Annotated in this window: 18 protein-coding genes; 10 read left to right on the top strand and 8 right to left on the bottom strand. The window is 69.3% G+C overall.

What is annotated here, in order from left to right; genetic code table 11:
• Positions 1 to 16 precede the first annotated feature (16 nt).
• The 3 genes from JHE00_RS15465 to pruA are packed head-to-tail and all read left to right on the top strand — an operon-like array spanning position 17 to position 3609.
• The gene (locus JHE00_RS15465) at positions 17 to 1423 is read left to right on the top strand and encodes a WS/DGAT/MGAT family O-acyltransferase (RefSeq protein ID WP_200318753.1); all 1407 of its coding nucleotides are present in this window, start codon (positions 17 to 19) and stop codon (positions 1421 to 1423) included.
• Complete coding sequence (locus JHE00_RS15470; protein ID WP_200318754.1) at positions 1420 to 1929, top strand: DUF6912 family protein; 510 nt, start codon at positions 1420 to 1422, stop codon at positions 1927 to 1929. Before JHE00_RS15465 ends, JHE00_RS15470 begins: the two co-directional genes overlap by 4 nt.
• A gap of 51 nt (positions 1930 to 1980) precedes the next feature.
• Positions 1981 to 3609 (top strand): L-glutamate gamma-semialdehyde dehydrogenase, encoded by a 1629-nt coding sequence (gene pruA, locus JHE00_RS15475; RefSeq protein ID WP_200318755.1) that lies wholly within the window; start codon positions 1981 to 1983, stop codon positions 3607 to 3609.
• 59 nt (positions 3610 to 3668) lie between these two features.
• On the opposite strand, the gene JHE00_RS15480 is transcribed toward pruA, so the two are convergent.
• A complete protein-coding gene (locus JHE00_RS15480; RefSeq protein ID WP_200318756.1) occupies positions 3669 to 4490 on the bottom strand; it encodes an SCO4651 family lipoprotein in 822 nt (273 codons plus the stop codon).
• 121 nt (positions 4491 to 4611) lie between these two features.
• Complete coding sequence (rsgA, locus tag JHE00_RS15485) at positions 4612 to 5619, bottom strand: ribosome small subunit-dependent GTPase A (protein ID WP_200318757.1); 1008 nt, start codon at positions 5617 to 5619, stop codon at positions 4612 to 4614.
• A gap of 121 nt (positions 5620 to 5740) precedes the next feature.
• Here rsgA and JHE00_RS15490 point away from each other — a divergent pair, with 121 nt between their 5' ends.
• On the top strand, positions 5741 to 6562 hold the full coding sequence (locus tag JHE00_RS15490) for an SOS response-associated peptidase (protein ID WP_200318758.1): 822 nt from the start codon (positions 5741 to 5743) through the stop codon (positions 6560 to 6562).
• Positions 6559 to 7173: an alpha/beta hydrolase family protein gene (locus JHE00_RS15495; RefSeq protein WP_200318759.1), complete on the top strand. Its 615-nt coding sequence runs from the start codon at positions 6559 to 6561 to the stop codon at positions 7171 to 7173. Before JHE00_RS15490 ends, JHE00_RS15495 begins: the two co-directional genes overlap by 4 nt.
• A 3-nt stretch (positions 7174 to 7176) precedes the next feature.
• Here JHE00_RS15495 and ybaK read toward each other — a convergent pair whose 3' ends face one another.
• On the bottom strand, positions 7177 to 7653 hold the full coding sequence (gene ybaK, locus JHE00_RS15500) for a Cys-tRNA(Pro) deacylase (protein WP_200318760.1): 477 nt from the start codon (positions 7651 to 7653) through the stop codon (positions 7177 to 7179).
• A 176-nt stretch (positions 7654 to 7829) separates the two neighbouring features.
• On the opposite strand from ybaK, the gene JHE00_RS15505 reads away from it, so the two are divergent.
• Both JHE00_RS15505 and rsrA read left to right on the top strand, forming a co-directional pair.
• Positions 7830 to 8477 (top strand): sigma-70 family RNA polymerase sigma factor, encoded by a 648-nt coding sequence (locus tag JHE00_RS15505; protein WP_200318761.1) that lies wholly within the window; start codon positions 7830 to 7832, stop codon positions 8475 to 8477.
• Entirely contained in the window at positions 8474 to 8806 is a 333-nt protein-coding gene (gene rsrA / locus JHE00_RS15510) for a mycothiol system anti-sigma-R factor (protein ID WP_200318762.1), read from the top strand. The genes JHE00_RS15505 and rsrA overlap by 4 nt, the downstream gene beginning before the upstream one ends.
• Before the next feature lie 71 nt (positions 8807 to 8877).
• On the opposite strand, the gene JHE00_RS36080 is transcribed toward rsrA, so the two are convergent.
• The gene (locus JHE00_RS36080; protein WP_098515123.1) at positions 8878 to 8952 is read right to left on the bottom strand and encodes a 50S ribosomal protein bL37; all 75 of its coding nucleotides are present in this window, start codon (positions 8950 to 8952) and stop codon (positions 8878 to 8880) included.
• Between the two features lie 159 nt (positions 8953 to 9111).
• On the opposite strand from JHE00_RS36080, the gene JHE00_RS15515 reads away from it, so the two are divergent.
• Positions 9112 to 10626: a sensor histidine kinase gene (locus JHE00_RS15515; RefSeq protein ID WP_200318763.1), complete on the top strand. Its 1515-nt coding sequence runs from the start codon at positions 9112 to 9114 to the stop codon at positions 10624 to 10626.
• Positions 10627 to 10810: 184 nt separating this feature from the next.
• Here JHE00_RS15515 and JHE00_RS15520 read toward each other — a convergent pair whose 3' ends face one another.
• Together JHE00_RS15520 and JHE00_RS15525 are read right to left on the bottom strand one after the other, a co-directional pair.
• A complete protein-coding gene (locus JHE00_RS15520) occupies positions 10811 to 11065 on the bottom strand; it encodes a WhiB family transcriptional regulator (protein WP_110337660.1) in 255 nt (84 codons plus the stop codon).
• Between the two features lie 287 nt (positions 11066 to 11352).
• On the bottom strand, positions 11353 to 12279 hold the full coding sequence (locus JHE00_RS15525) for a diacylglycerol/lipid kinase family protein (RefSeq protein ID WP_200318764.1): 927 nt from the start codon (positions 12277 to 12279) through the stop codon (positions 11353 to 11355).
• Positions 12280 to 12578: 299 nt separating this feature from the next.
• Between JHE00_RS15525 and JHE00_RS15530 the strand changes: the two genes are divergently transcribed.
• Positions 12579 to 13058 (top strand): hypothetical protein, encoded by a 480-nt coding sequence (locus JHE00_RS15530; RefSeq protein ID WP_200318765.1) that lies wholly within the window; start codon positions 12579 to 12581, stop codon positions 13056 to 13058.
• 9 nt (positions 13059 to 13067) lie between these two features.
• Here JHE00_RS15530 and JHE00_RS15535 read toward each other — a convergent pair whose 3' ends face one another.
• Both JHE00_RS15535 and JHE00_RS15540 read right to left on the bottom strand, forming a co-directional pair.
• The gene (locus JHE00_RS15535) at positions 13068 to 13544 is read right to left on the bottom strand and encodes a GNAT family N-acetyltransferase (RefSeq protein ID WP_200318766.1); all 477 of its coding nucleotides are present in this window, start codon (positions 13542 to 13544) and stop codon (positions 13068 to 13070) included.
• A 29-nt stretch (positions 13545 to 13573) separates the two neighbouring features.
• Complete coding sequence (locus JHE00_RS15540; protein ID WP_372440453.1) at positions 13574 to 14164, bottom strand: acid phosphatase; 591 nt, start codon at positions 14162 to 14164, stop codon at positions 13574 to 13576.
• 43 nt (positions 14165 to 14207) lie between these two features.
• Here JHE00_RS15540 and JHE00_RS35570 point away from each other — a divergent pair, with 43 nt between their 5' ends.
• Entirely contained in the window at positions 14208 to 14750 is a 543-nt protein-coding gene (locus JHE00_RS35570) for an Imm1 family immunity protein (protein ID WP_200318767.1), read from the top strand.
• Positions 14751 to 14782 lie beyond the last annotated feature (32 nt).

The following is a 14782-nucleotide window of genomic DNA, read 5'->3' on the forward strand; positions in this document are numbered from 1 at the left end:
GTGCCAGGATCGGCTCATGTCCGACCGTCTCTCCGCGCTGGACGCCTCGTTCCTGTACGTGGAGGAACCGGCCACGCCGATGCACGTCGGCAGCGTGGCCGTCTTCGACCGACCCCGAGCCGGTTTCGACTACAGCGCCCTGCTCGCGCTGGTCAACCAGCGGCTCGGGTACCTGCCCCGTTACCGGCAGCGGGCGTTGCCGGTGCCGGGTCACCTCGCCAGACCGGTGTGGGTCGACGACGTCGACTTCGACCTCAACTACCACGTCCGGCGCTCGGCGCTGCCCGCTCCGGGCACCGACGAGCAGCTGTTCGACCTGGTCGCGCGGCTCATGGCCCGGCCGCTCGACCGTGAGCGCCCGCTGTGGGAGACGTATTTCATCGAGGGCCTCACCGACAACCGCGTCGCGCTGGTCACCAAGACCCACCAGTCGCTGGTCGACGGCATCGGCACCGTCGACCTGGCCCAGCTCATCCTCGACGCCGCCACCGCCGACCGCGACCCCGGCGAGGACACGTGGGCGCCGCGCAGGCCACCCAACCGCGCACAGCTGGTACTCGACGCCATCGGCGAGGCCGTGCAGCGGCCGGGTGAGCTCGTCGAGAACGCGCGCTCGGCGGCCAGGGACCTCACGGCGACCGCCGAGCGGGCCGTCGGCACGGTCGGCGGGATCGCCTCGGCGTTGCGCATCGTCGCCAAGCCCGCGCCGGTGAGCCCGCTGAACTGCCACGTCTCCGGCGGCCGGGTCTTCGCGGGCCTGCGCACGAGCCTTGACGACTTCCGCAAGATCCGCGCCCAGCACAGCTGCACCGTCAACGACGCCGTGTTCGCGGTGCTCACCGGCGCGCTGCGCGCGTGGCTGGGGTCGCGTGGGCGCACGCCGGACCCGCAGGCGACCGTGCGCGCGCTCGTGCCGTTGGCCGTGCTCGACCCGGACTCGGCCGAGTTCTCCTCGGCAGGCCTGGTCAACAACGCCGTCAAGCCCTACCTGGTGGATCTGCCCGTCGGCGAGGCCGACCCGGTGTTGCGGCTGCAGCACATCGCGCACGCGATGGCCGAACAGCTCGACGCCGAGCGCTCGGTGGCCGCGCGGGCCATGCTCAAGGTCGGCGGATTCGCTCCCGCGACCATGCACTCGCTCGCGGCGCGCGCCGCCGGGTCGTTCTCGGGGCGGATCTTCAACGTGCTCGTCGCCAACTCACCGGGCCCGCAGGAACCCGTCTACGCCGGGTCGGCGAGGATGGCAGCGATCTATCCGGTGATGCCGCTCGCTCGCGACCAAGCGCTGGCGATCGGGGTGACCTCGTACCACGGAGGCGTCTACTTCGGACTCAACGGCGATCGCAAGGCGTTGTACGACGTCGGTGTGGTGGCGGAGATGATCGAAGAGGCGCTGGAGGAACTGAAGGGGACGAACTGGTGAGGGTCTACCTGCCTGCGACGATCGGCATTCTGCGGCAACTGGTCGCCGATGGTGAGTTCCGGCCGCTCAGCGGCACCGGGTTCGCGCTCACCCCGGCGCTGCGAGAGTCCTACGTCAGCGGTTCGACGGAGGAACTGGAGTACGCGGCGCTGCTCGACGCGGCACGCGCCTCCCTGCGGTTGATCGCCACCGCCCAGGAGGGTGAGGGCGAGGACAAGGCGCTGCCGAGGCGGGTCGTGATCTCCGCCGACGTGGAGAACGCGACGTTGCGCCCTGACCTCGACCACGCCGTGGTGCGCCTGTCGGGTCCGGTCGCGTTGTCGGACGTCGCTGCCGTGCACGTCGACGCCCCCGAGGCGGAGCCGGCCGTGCTGGCCGCCGCCGAGGTGATCGACGCGGCGGATCTGGGCGACCCGGACGCCGAATTCACCCTCGGGGATGTCGAGGATCACGAGCTCGCCTGGTACGCGCCTCAGGAACTGCCCTTCCTGCTCGAGCTCATGTAACCATGAGGTCAGGCCGCCCACGAAGCGGAGGATTCGGAGGCGATACTGACCATGGACGCCGTCACAGCTGTACCGGCACCCAGAAACGAACCGGTGCGCACGTACGCGCCCGGCACCGCGGAGCGTGAGTCGCTCCAGCGCAGACTGAGTGAGCTCAAGAGCGACAAGCACGAGCTGACCCAGACCATCGGCGGCAGGCGTTCCCTCGCGGGAGGACAGCCGTTCGACGTCGTGCAGCCCCACGACCACGGACATGTTCTGGGCGTGAGCGCGCAGGCGACCCACGACGACGTCGCCGAGGCCGTGCGCGCCGCCAAGGCCGCGGCCACCGAATGGCAGGAGCTGCCGTTCGACGAGCGCGCCGCCGTGTTCCTGCGGGCCGCCGACCTGCTCGCGGGCCCCTACCGCGACACGATCAACGCCGCGACCATGCTCGGCCAGTCGAAGTCGGTGCAGCAGGCCGAGATCGACGCCGCGTGCGAGCTGATCGACTTCCTGCGGTTCAACGCGAGCTACGCGCGGCGCATCCACGCCGAGCAGCCGAACTCGGTGCCCGGCGCCTGGAACCGCATGGAGTACCGGCCGCTCGACGGTTTCGTCGTGGCCATCACGCCGTTCAACTTCACCGCCATCGCGGGCAACCTGCCCAGCGCGCCGGCACTGATGGGCAACACGGTCGTGTGGAAGCCGACGCCGTCGCAGCAGCTCGCCGCGCACTTCACGATGCAGGTGTTCGAGGAGGCGGGGCTGCCGCCAGGGGTGATCAACCTGGTGACCGGACACGGCCAGGCCGTCAGTGAGGTCGCCCTCGCCGATCCCGGGTTCGCCGGCCTGCACTTCACGGGTTCCACAGCCACGTTCAAGCTGTTGTGGCGCACGATCGCGGAGAACCTCGACCACTACGGTTCGTACCCGAGGATCGTCGGCGAGACCGGCGGCAAGGACTTCGTCGTGGCGCATTCGTCGGCGGACCCGGACAAGCTCGTCGCCGCGCTCGTGCGCGGTGCCTTCGAGTACCAGGGCCAGAAGTGCTCCGCGGCCTCCCGCGCGTACCTGCCCCGGTCGCTATGGGAGGGCGGCGTGCGCGAGCAGCTCGCGGACCTGACCAGGACGGTGAAGTACGGCGACGTCTCGGACCTCTCGCTCTTCGGCGGAGCGGTGATCGACGCGAGGGCGTTCGCGAAGCACAAGGCGCTGTTGTCGAGTGTGGACGGTGATCCGGCGCTGGAGGTACTGGTCGGCGGAGGGTGCGACGACCAGATCGGCTACTTCGTGGAGCCGACCGTGCTGGTGACCGACGACCCCGCGCACGAGGTGCTGTCCACCGAGTACTTCGGACCCATCCTCGCCGTCCACGTCTATCCCGACGACCAGTTCGAGCGCGTGCTCGAGCTGGTCGACACCAGCGCGCCGTACGCGCTCACGGGCGCGGTGTTCGCCGACGACCGGGCCGCGGTGCAGCAGGCGCACCGGGCGCTGCGGTTCACGGCGGGCAACTTCTACGTCAACGACAAGCCGACCGGCTCGATCGTGGGCCAGCAGCCCTTCGGCGGGGCGAGGGCGTCGGGCACCAACGACAAGGCGGGTTCGATGTTCAACCTGCTGCGCTGGACCAGCCCGCGCTCGATCAAGGAGACCTTCGACGCGCCGACGTCGATCACCTATCCGCACATGGGCTGAGCAAACGAAATCCCCCAAGGGCTCGGTGCCCTTGGGGGATTCGTGTGTCCGGTGTGGCGTCAGCCGACCGGCATCTCGCCGACCTGGTCGGCGGGCGGCGCCTCGACGTTGACGTCGGTGCCCCAGTCGGTGTACTTCATGGTCATCTTGGCTTCCTGGCCACCGGCGCCGGCGGACTCCATGATCTTGCCCATGTCCATGACGACCTGGACCGGCAGCTGGTCGCTGTTCAGCCACAGCTCCATCGGCAGCTTCTCGGGGAGCTGGTCGAGCTGCTCCTGCGGGATGTCGGACGTGGTGCCCATCTCGCCGGCGATCTTCTTGAAGTCCAGGTCGATCGTGTAGTGAGTGACCTCCTGGCCTTCCAGGTTGGTCTGCTCGCTGTTGGTGATCTCGCCTGCGTCCTTGATGAAGTCCAGCATCTTGGTCGGGTCGCTCTGCTCCATCGAGCTGCCCAGCTGCTTGGACATGGGGTCGTTGCCGTCGGTGGGCAGCTTCGCCCACTGCTTGCCGCCGGTCTGGGCCTCCATGCCGGGCATCTTCATGTAGATCGCCTTGTCGACCAGGCGCATCTCGATGGTCTGGCCCATGGCGTCCATGTTCATGGACATCTTGGTGTCGGCACCCTCGTAGGAGGCCTCACCGGTGGCCGTCATCTGCATGCCGGCCATGTTCATGTCCATCGAGAACTTCGACGACTTCGCCTCGGTCGTCTTCTCGGATGCGGCGGCCGCGAGCTGCTGCGGGTCGCTGAAGAAGTTGGAGGAGGCGTCGCCGCCCGAGTTACCCCCCAGGGCTCCGCCGTTGTCGCCGTCGCTGCCACAGCCGCTGAGCGCGATGACCAGCGCGAAACCGCTGGCCGCCAAAGCCGTCTTCCGCATGAAGTCCCCTTGTAAGTCTGTACGTGTGGGCTGTCCGCCCGCTTCACATGGGACGGACGAACTCCCTTGAGGGTTCCATGCTCACCTGCGAGCTTTTACATCGCCATAACCTTCGGGCGCTTCACTGCTGCTCGAGACCGGCACGTGAGGCCAGGAGCCTGCGCAGCGACTCGAGCCTGCCGGGCCGCGCCTGACCGGTCCCGACCACCTCGTCCAGCGCGCAGTCCGGGTCCTCCGGCGGGCCGAGGTGACCACAGCCGGAGGGGCACTCCTCGGCTGCCTCGGCGAACTCGGGAAACGAGGACACGATGTCGTCGGCGGTGACGTGGGCGAGGCCGAACGAGCGCACACCCGGGGTGTCGATCACCCAGCCGCCGTCGGGCAGGGGGAGGGCGACGGCGCTGACCGACGTGTGCCTGCCCTTGCCGACCGCGCTGACCACCCCGGTCGCGAGGCCGGCGTCCGGTACGAGGCGGTTCACCAGCGTCGACTTGCCGACGCCGGAGTGCCCGACCAGCGCGGAGACATGGCCGTCGAGCCGTTCGCGCAGGCCCTCGGGTTCCTCGTCGTGCCGGGTGACGATCGCGGGCACGGCCAGGTCGGAGTAGGAGGCGAGCAGCTCGCTGGGATCGGCGAGGTCGGCCTTGGTCAGGCACAGCACCGGCTCGAGGCCACCCGAGTAGCAGGCGACCAGGCACCGGTCGATGAACCCGGTCCTGGGCGGTGGGTCGGCGAGCGAGGTGACGATGAGCAGCTGCTCGGCGTTGGCGACGACCACGCGCTCGTACGGGTCGGTGTCGTCGGCGGTGCGCCGCAGCAGGCTGTCGCGGTCGTCGACGCGCACGATCCTGGCGAGCGTGTCGGGCCTGCCGCTGACGTCGCCGACCAGGCCGACCGTGTCGCCGACCACCACGGGCGTGCGGCCGAGCTCGCGCGCCCGCATGGCCGTGACGACCCGCGTGGGGTCTCCGTCGACCGCGCAGGTCCAGCGCCCGCGGTCGACGCCCGTCACCATGGCGGGTGACGCGTCGGCGTGGGCCGGGCGGCGCTTGCTCCGAGGGCGGGTCCCCTTGCCGGGACGCACCCTGACATCGCTCTCGTCGAGCTTGCGCCAGTCGCTGCGGGCCAAACCGTCACACCCTCCGGTCGTGGTGATACCAGCACCGATGATCCCCCATGGCGCTCGCCAGGGCCCACCAACCGTGCCACGATGGCGCTCTACAGCCACGAACAAGGGGAGGCCGATCTCAATGTGCGGCCGTTACGCCGCCACCAAGGACCCGGCCACGTTGATGAAGGAGTTCGACGCGGCCGACGGCACCGAGGGGCAGGCGCCGACCGAGAACTACAACGTCGCGCCGACCAAGAACGTCGTCAGCGTCGTGGAGCGGCATCCGCGCGATGCCGACGGCAACGTCCAGGAGGACGAGCCCGCCGTGCGCAGCCTGCGGGTGATGCGCTGGGGCCTCGTGCCGTTCTGGGCGAAGGACGCGGGCATCGGCAGCCGCATGATCAACACGCGCGCCGAGACCGCCAGCGAGAAGCCGGCGTTCCGCAAGGCGCTCACGCGCCGCCGCTGCCTCATCCCCGCCGACGGCTGGTACGAGTGGCGGCCGGTCGAGGGCGCGGCCAAGAAGACGCCCAAGGAGCCGTTCTACATGACCACGCGTGACGGTTCCTCGCTGGCGTTCGCCGGCATCTGGGAGACGTGGCGCGACCCGAAGGGTGAGCCCGACGCGCCGCCGCTGATCACGTGCTCGGTGATCACGACCGACGCGATCGGCCAGCTCGCGGGCATCCACGACCGCATGCCGCTCGTCCTGCCCGGTGATCGCTGGCAGGACTGGCTCGACCCGGACCGCACCGACGCGGCGGGGCTGCTCGAGCCGCCTGGCGTCGACTGGGCCGACTCGCTGGAGCTGCGTCCCGTGTCCACCAGGGTCAACAGCGTGCGCAACAACGGTCCTGAGCTCCTCGCGCGCGCCGAGGCCGAGGCCGCGAACCTCGACAGCGCCGACGGTGCCGACAGTGCCGATGACGGCGCGCTGTTCGACGTGCCGAATCCGAAATGACCAGCAAGACCATCGAGACCCCGCACGGCCCGGCCCGTGCCGAACTGCACTGCGCCGACGAGGGCTACGCGGGGCTGCTGCTCGGACACGGTGCCGGTGGCGGGATCGAGGCGCCGGACCTGGTGGCCGTCACGCGCGCGGCCCGCGACTCCGGTGTGCACGTCGCGCTGGTCGAGCAGCCGTACCGCGTCGCGGGCAGGCGTGCTCCCGCGCCGGCGAAGCAGCTCGACGCGGCGTGGCTCGCCGTGGCCGAGGACCTGGCCGGGACGTGGTTCGACGAGCTTCCGCTCGTGTTCGGCGGTCGCTCGTCGGGCGCCAGGGTCGCGTGCCGCACCGCCGCGCAGGGCCAGGCCGCCGCCGTGCTGTGCCTCGCGTTCCCGGAGCACCCGCCCGGCAAGCCGGAGAAGACCAGGCAGCCCGAGCTCGACGGCGTCGAGGTGCCGACGCTGGTGGTGCAGGGCGAGCGCGACCCGTTCGGCAGGCCGGAGGCGGGTCCGCACCACGAGATCGTGGTGCTGCCCGGCGATCACAGCCTCAAGGCCGACCTCGAAGGGGTGTCGCGAGCCGCGTCGGAGTGGCTCGGCCGCGTGCTGCGTCCGCTGGTGACGTGAGCCTCAGGCCGCGATCGGGGCCACCGTCGCGCCGGTGAGTGTCACCAGGTCGGCGGGCGCCAGTTCGATCTCCAGCCCGCGTCGGCCTCCCGAGCAGAGCACGGTGGCGAACCGCTGCGCCGAGTCGTCGACCACCAGTGGCAGCCGGGTGCGCTGGCCCAGAGGCGAGATTCCGCCGAGTACGTAGCCGGTGGCGCGCTGCGCGGCTCCCGCGTCGGCCAGTTTCGCCCGCTTGCCGCCGACGGCGGCGGCGAGTGCCTTCAGATCCAGCTGACCGGTCACGGGCACGACGCCGACGGTGAGCTTGCCGTCCACCTCGGCGACGAGCGTCTTGAACACCTGCGCCGGGTCGACCCCGAGCGCCTCGGCCGCCTCCGTGCCGAACGAATCGTGCCTCGGATCATGGGTGTAGCTGTGCACCGTGTGCGTGATCTTCCGCTTCGCGAGCAACAGTGTCGCCGGAGTTCCTTTACCCGCCACGACCAGGCATCTTATCGGTCCGGAATTCGCCGGTGACCGCACGCGTTACACAAGTCGTGCCGACCACTCTGACCAGAACAGCCAGCCGTTCCCGCGTACCCTTGGAACCGACACACCATTCGTCGGCTGCGGGCACCACACGCCGGCGCGAGCGCGCCGATCTGGAAGGGAAAGGTTTGCCGAGCACTCAGAACCCCGCGGAGCCCACGGCCACCCAGGCCGGGACCGAGAACGAGCCGGAGCAGGAGCGGGCGGAGCGGTTCGAACGCGACGCCATGCCGCTGCTCGACCAGCTCTACTCGGCCGCGTTGCGAATGACGCGCAACCCCGCGGACGCCGAGGACCTCGTGCAGGAGACCTACCTCAAGGCCTATGCAGCGTTCTCTTCGTTCAAGAAGGGCACGAACCTCAAGGCCTGGATGTACCGGATCCTCACCAACACCTACATCAACGGCTACCGCAAACGGCAGCGGCAGCCGTTGCAGCAGCCGACCGAGGAGATCACGGACTGGCAGCTCGCCCAGGCGGAGAGTCACACGTCGAGCGGGCTCCGTTCCGCCGAGGTCGAGGCGATGGACAACCTGCCGGACACCGACGTGAAGGCCGCGTTGCAGCAGCTGCCGGAGGAGTTCCGGCTCGCCGTGTACCTCGCCGACGTCGAGGGCTTCGCGTACAAGGAAATCGCAGAGATCATGGACACCCCCATCGGTACGGTGATGTCGCGTCTGCACCGCGGGCGCAGCCAGCTTCGAGGCCTGCTCGCCGACGTCGCCAGGGATCGTGGGTTCATGCGTTCCGCCCAGCAGGAGGTGGCAGGACGATGAGCGCTCTCGATGGTTCCGGAAAGCCGGACAACGTCCATTGCGAGCAGGCTCTCGCCGAGATCTTTCTCCTGCTCGACAAGGAGTGCAGCCCCGAGCGGGACGAGGAGCTGCGCAAGCACATCGACGACTGCCCTCCGTGCCTCGAGGAGTACGGCATCGACGAGCAGCTCAAGCAGCTGCTGGCGCGCAAGTGCGGTGGTGACCACGCTCCGGCGGAGCTGAAGAGCCGCCTGCGCGCCTCGATCCGCAAGACGGTGGAGGATCGCGGCGGAATCCAGTTCTCCGAGACCGAGGTCACCGTCCAGGAGGTCAGGGAACTCAGGGACTGACAGCACCGGCACACGCGAAGCGGCCCCGGCACCTTGTTCAGGTGCCGGGGCCGCTCGCGGTTTTCGCCTGCTCAGGCGTTGGGCTTCTTGCCGTGGTTCGCGCCGTTCTTCTTCCGGTCGCGACGCTTACGGGCACGCTTCGACATGTTCACTCCTCCATGACTGGCTCCATCCAGTGTGTCATGTGGAGTGATGCTGTCCTCCAGAGGTGTGCCTGCGGTGGCGCGCTCTGGTTGTATGGCGCTGAACGGTGTGCGCGCCTGCTCACCGTGACCCGGGATTGACGTTCGGTGGTCGAATAAGCCATGTCCACTCTGGCAGAGTTGCTCGCCGAGAACACCGGACTGCCTGGTGAGGCGGTCGACCACCTGCAGCTGGTCGTCGCCGAATGGCAGTTGCTGGCTGATCTCTCCTTCGCCGACTTCCTCATGTGGGTGCCCGTCGAGGAGGGCGACGGCGACTTCGTCTGTGTCGCCCAGGTGCGGCCGACGACCGGGCCCACCGCGCACCCCGAGGACGTCGTCGGCACTCGGTTCACCACGGAGGAGCATCCGCAGCTCATGCGCGCCATGCGCGAGGTGCGGCTCTGCCGCGAGGAGGACCCGCACTGGTACCGCGACCTGCCGATGCGCAGGGAGGCCGTGCCGGTGCGGTTCGGCGAGCGGGTGATCGCGGTGCTGAGCAGGGAGACCAACCTCGCGTCGCCGCGGGTGCCGAGCCCGCTCGAGATCGCTTACCTCGGCAGCGCGGCGGATCTGTGCCAGATGATGGCCGACGGCACGTTCCCCAGCCCCGACGGCGGCACGGACGTGCACACGAGCCCGCGGGTGGGCGACGGACTGGTGCGGCTCGACCAGAGCGGCACCGTGGTGTTCGCGAGCCCCAACGGGCAGTCGGCATACCACCGCATGGGCCACGAGTCCGATCTGATCGGCACGCGGCTGGCACCGTTGACTCGCTCGCTGATCCGCGACCCCTTCGACGCCACCGAGGTCTCGCACCGGATCCTCGACGCGCTCGACGGCAAGCCGGGCACCCGCACCGAGGTGGAGTCGCGGCGGGGAGCCGTGGTGCTGTTCCGCGCGCTGCCCCTGCGACCGGCGGGCCGTCCCTCCGGCGCGCTGGTGCTGGCGCGTGACGTCACCGAGGTGAAGCGGCGTGACCGTGCGCTGCTGTCGAAGGACGCGACGATCCGCGAGATCCACCACCGCGTCAAGAACAACCTGCAGACCGTCGCCGCGCTGCTGCGGCTCCAGTCGCGCCGTACGCAGAGCTCGGAGGCGAAGCAGGCGCTGGGCGAGTCGGTGCGGCGGGTGTCGTCCATCGCGATGGTGCACGAAGCGCTGTCGATGTCGGTCGACGAGCGCGTGGACCTCGACAAGCTGCTCGACAACGTCCTGCCGATGGTCGGCGAGGTGGCGACGGCCGAATCGCACGTGAAGCTCACACGGTCGGGTTCGTTCGGAGTCGTCGTCGCCGAGATCGCCACGCCGCTGGTGATGGTGATGGCCGAGTTGGTGCAGAACGCCGTCGAACACGCCTTCACGCCCGGCAAGTCGGGCGAGGTCGTGATCGACGTGTCGCGCTCGGCTCGCTGGCTCGACATCGTGGTGCGCGACAGCGGCAAGGGCCTGCCCGCCGGTTTCTCCCTCGAAAGGGCCGACGGACTCGGGCTGCAGATCGCGCGCACCCTCGTGGAGTCGGAACTGCGCGGTTCGCTGTCATTGCGCGGGCTGCGCGAGGACGGTTCCGCGGCGCAGGGCGGACGTCGAACCGGAACGGAAGCGGCATTGCGCATTCCGCTGAGCCGACGCGTCTAGCGCTTTCCAGCACAAACGGCACGAAGGCCGCTCTCCTCACCTGGGAGAGCGGCCTTCGTGGTGATTGCGGTGCTCACAAGCTTGAGGGCCGGCACCCGAGACGGATGCCGGCCCTCAAACCTTTTGCCGCAATTCGAATTGCGTTACCGCATTCCGCGGCAAAAGGTATTCGCTTGGATTGTGATCAGAAGTTGCTGCGCGTGCCGATCTGGGCACGGCGACGCTTGAGCGCGCGCCGCTCGTCCTCGCTCATGCCGCCCCACACGCCGGCGTCCTGACCGCTGGCCAAAGCCCAGGCCAAGCAGTCGGAGGCAACGGTGCAGCGGTGGCACACGGACTTCGCCGCGGTAATCTGCGACAGAGCAGGACCACTGGTCCCCACAGGGAAGAAGAGTTCCGGGTCCTCGTCTCGGCAGGCCGCGCGGTGGCGCCAGTCCATTTCCTTGAGCTCCTTTTAAGGCACGGGTTGTCCCGCGCCATCGTCATGGCGGTCGTTTCTTGGGGTGCTTGTGAATGCTTTCACGAGTCACCGAGTTCGACAAGTGTTTTCTTGAGATCGGTGAGTCAGCTCACCCGCCCGAGCGACTGGCCTGACCTGCGAATATACGCCTGTCAGGTCCGCTCGTCTCGCGACGTCTTGCGGTGAACGGAGCTTCTCCGTCGATGAGCGGCAGGATGGAGTTTGTTGGAGGTGATCAGTCGATGTTGCTGACCGACCGCAACCGCTCATAACGCAACCGTGAGTGCCCTCGGCACGCTGATGAACTCCACCCGGGCTCGCTGCCCGACCAGGTCACCGTCGACCTGCAAGTTTACCGGCACTTCCGAGGTGACGCTGACTATCGGCAGATCGTCATGGCGCAGTAACTGCTTGCCACGATGCTTGCTGCGCGAGCGCAGCGACTGCCGGACGTGCCGCAGCACCGTGCCGAGTCCCATGCCGCGCAACGCGAACAGGCCCAGCCCGGTCTCGAACGAGCACTCGGTGTTGAGGTGGACCGGTCGCTCGCCGAGGTAGCTCCACGGGTCCGTGTTGGACACGAACGCCGTGTGGACGTCGACCGACTCCTCGCCGGGCAGGCGAACGGTCAGCTCGGGCCTGCCGTGCGGCGGCCGCAGGTAGCAGCGCACCGCGGTTCTCATGTACAGCGCGGGACTGGTCCGCTTACCGCGTCGTTTCTCGACCTCTCCGACGACGTCGGCGTCCCAGCCCATTCCGGCGTTGAAGGTGAACCAGCGATCTCCGGCCAGCCCCAGCCCGACCTGCCTGCTGCGGTTCTCCTCGATGGCGTGCAGGAGCCGGTAGGTCGCCTCGACGGGATCGCTCGGCAGCCCGAGCGCGCGGGCGAACACGTTGGCCGAACCGCCGGGAACGACGCCGAGCATCGGCACGGGACCGAACTTCCCCGGCTTGCCGCCGGTGTCGGCCAGCAGGCCGTTGACGACCTCGTTGACCGTGCCGTCGCCGCCGTGCGCCACGACCAGATCGACCTGGTCCCGAGCGGCCGCGTGCGCGACCGCCATGGCGTGACCGCGGTAGTCGGTCTCGACGACGTCCAGCTTCACCTGGCTGGCGAGCGCGTGCGCGAGCACGTCGCGACCACCGGGAGTGGTAGCGGTGGCTTGCGGATTGACGACGAGGACTGCACGCACTACCGCAGAGTAAGTGAGTTCGGGGCCGCCTCGGCGGCCTGGACCGAACTAATCCTGCGAAACTCGTCACTGCGTTGTGAGGCTCGTGAACCCGCTGCTCCCGTGTTCCCTGCCGGTCGCTGCCCTCCGTTCGTCAGCCCCGAACGACGACTTCCACCGTGACGAGTGCACCCCGGCCGACCGCCGGCTCATCGACGACCACTCGATCCTCGCCCGAGTGCCGGGCGGCAGAAAACGGCCGTCCGGGTGGCATACCATCGAAAGTGTTCACGCACGGTCATCTGACGGGAAGGCGGCCCGTGTCGCTCGCCGACAAGTTCTCCCCGGCGCCTCGCGAGGTGCGTTTCGCCGGTGCGCTCACCGCACTGCCGGGTCTCGCACTGCTCGCGATCGGCGCCGTGATCGCCGTGGGCCACCTGAATGCGGAGCCGGTCCGGGGCAACAATCTCTACGCCGAGGTCGGCTACTACCTCGTGCTCGGACTCGGTGTGCTCGCGTGCGCGGCGGGCCTGCTGCTCGGCAAGACGTGGGCCCGTTCGCCCGCCGTGGTCGTCAGCCTCGTGCTCGTGGGTGTCGGCTGGTACGCGACCGGTCCGTCGGGCCAGCCCGGCTGGGGTGTGCCGATCATGATCGCGGGTGCGGCCGTGGTGGTGCTGCTGTTCCGCAGGCCTTCCCGCGCGTGGGTGCTGGGGCTGCGCGAGGACGAGACCGAGGAGGACGCCGCGCGCCGCGGTGGCCTCGAGGGCCGCGCCGCGGAGCGCGAGAAGCACCAGGACTAGCAGCCGGCGCTAGTACTCGGCGAGTGCGCGCAGTCGTTCGTCGGTGAGCCGGTACATCGTCCACTCGTCCATCGGCTCGGCGCCCATGGCCTTGTAGAACTGGACAGCCGGGTTCCAGTCGAGCACCGACCACTCCAGGCGCGCGTAGCCGCGGCGCAGGCACTCCTTCGCCAACGCGGCCAGCAGTGCCTTGCCGAGGCCGGAGCCGCGCAGTTCCGGGCGGACGTAGAGGTCCTCGAGGTAGATCCCGTTCACGCCGCGCCACGTGGAGAAACTGAGGAACCACAGCGCGAAGCCCACCACCTCGCCGTCGCTCTCGGCGACGTGTGCGAACACGGCGGGCGAGGCCCCGAACAGGGCCGTCCTGAGCTGCTCGGCGGTCAGCGTGCACTCCTGCGGAGCCCGCTCGAACTCCGCGAGGTCGTGCACGAGCTGCACGACGGTGTCGACGTCGGACTCTCGGACGCGGCGGATCACGTTGCCCAAGGGACTCTCCTCGGTGTCTGAGGCGCTGGTCAGGACGGCGGGACGTTGAGGTGCTGGATCTGTGGCTCACCGCGCTCGTCACCGAGCACCGTGATGCTGGCCGGGTCGAACCGGAAGCTCACGCCCGCGTCCGCGCCGAGGCCGAGCCAGCGGGCGATGACGACGCGGCTGAAGTGCCCGTGGCCCACGAGCACCACGTCGCGCTCGACCAGCGCCGCCCTGACGCGCTCGAGCAGCTTGTCGGCCCGCGAGGTGACCTGGCCCGCGCTCTCGCCACCGGGCATCGGGTGCGACCACACGGTCCAGTCCGGCACTTTCTCGCGGATCTGCGTCGTGGTCATGCCTTCGTAGTCGCCGTAGTCCCATTCCGCGAGGTTCTCGGTGGTCTCGTCGACGGGCAGCCCGGCGAGCTCGGCGGTGCGGACGGCGCGCTGGCGCGGACTGCTCAGTACCAGCGCGGGGGAGCCTCCCCTGTGCATGAGCGCGTAGGTGCGGCCTGCGGCGTGTGCCTGTCGCTCTCCGACGGCCGTCAGCGGGAGGTCGGTGCGGCCCGTGTGTCTGCCCATGGCGGACCACTCGGTCTGGCCGTGCCTCAGGAGGAGGAGCGCGTGCTGGTCCACGCCTGCGAATATAGCGGGCACCTCGGACGGTTACCGGTTGGTAATGCGGCCCCCTTCTGCCGTGAATCCCGGCCGCCGCTACGCCAGGCACTCGCCGACTCGACGTGCCACGCTCCGAAGCGGGGGTGAACGGGGTGTCAGTCGAGGAGTTGGCCGCGGCGGTCCGCCGAACGCTGGACCTGCTCGCCCAGGTTCGGACCGACGCGACCGCGGCGGCTGGCCTGGTTGCCGAGGCGGCCGGAACGTCCCGGTGAACTCCGCCGCAGACGTCGACGAGTTGATCGCGTTGTTGGGACGTGCCGACGTCGGTTCGGCCACGATCCAGGGCGGTGAGGAGGATGCGGTGCTCGACGTGCAGGTGCACGACGGCCTCGGCTATCTCCTCTACGCTGGCGACGACCTGTTCGGCTACAGCGTGGGCGCACCGGACTCGCCCGCGTTGGTGGAGGTCTCCGAGGTCGGGTTCCCCGCGGGCAGTGGCATGGATCTCGAGCAGTTCCGGGACGTGCTGGTCGAGTTCGCCGAGTCACGCGGGAGACTTCCGACCGCGGTGAGCTGGCGATCGGCCGACGAGTTCTCGGGCTGATCCGAGAGGCTCTTCGCGCCGAGGCTGAGGTC

The organism is Prauserella cavernicola (assembly GCF_016595675.1).
GTDB classification, from domain to species: domain Bacteria; phylum Actinomycetota; class Actinomycetes; order Mycobacteriales; family Pseudonocardiaceae; genus Prauserella_A; species Prauserella_A cavernicola.

Bases quoted from the DNA above. Each gene is read 5' to 3' on its own strand.
- JHE00_RS15465 (WP_200318753.1), top strand. From the start codon at position 17: ATGTCCGACCGTCTCTCCGCGCTGGACGCCTCGTTCCTGTACGTGGAG.
- pruA (WP_200318755.1), top strand. From the start codon at position 1,981: ATGGACGCCGTCACAGCTGTACCGGCACCCAGAAACGAACCGGTGCGC.
- JHE00_RS15480 (WP_200318756.1), bottom strand. From the start codon at position 4,490: ATGCGGAAGACGGCTTTGGCGGCCAGCGGTTTCGCGCTGGTCATCGCG.
- JHE00_RS15490 (WP_200318758.1), top strand. From the start codon at position 5,741: ATGTGCGGCCGTTACGCCGCCACCAAGGACCCGGCCACGTTGATGAAG.
- JHE00_RS15495 (WP_200318759.1), top strand. From the start codon at position 6,559: ATGACCAGCAAGACCATCGAGACCCCGCACGGCCCGGCCCGTGCCGAA.
- rsrA (WP_200318762.1), top strand. From the start codon at position 8,474: ATGAGCGCTCTCGATGGTTCCGGAAAGCCGGACAACGTCCATTGCGAG.
- JHE00_RS15515 (WP_200318763.1), top strand. From the start codon at position 9,112: ATGTCCACTCTGGCAGAGTTGCTCGCCGAGAACACCGGACTGCCTGGT.
- JHE00_RS15520 (WP_110337660.1), bottom strand. From the start codon at position 11,065: ATGGACTGGCGCCACCGCGCGGCCTGCCGAGACGAGGACCCGGAACTC.
- JHE00_RS35570 (WP_200318767.1), top strand. From the start codon at position 14,208: ATGCGGCCCCCTTCTGCCGTGAATCCCGGCCGCCGCTACGCCAGGCAC.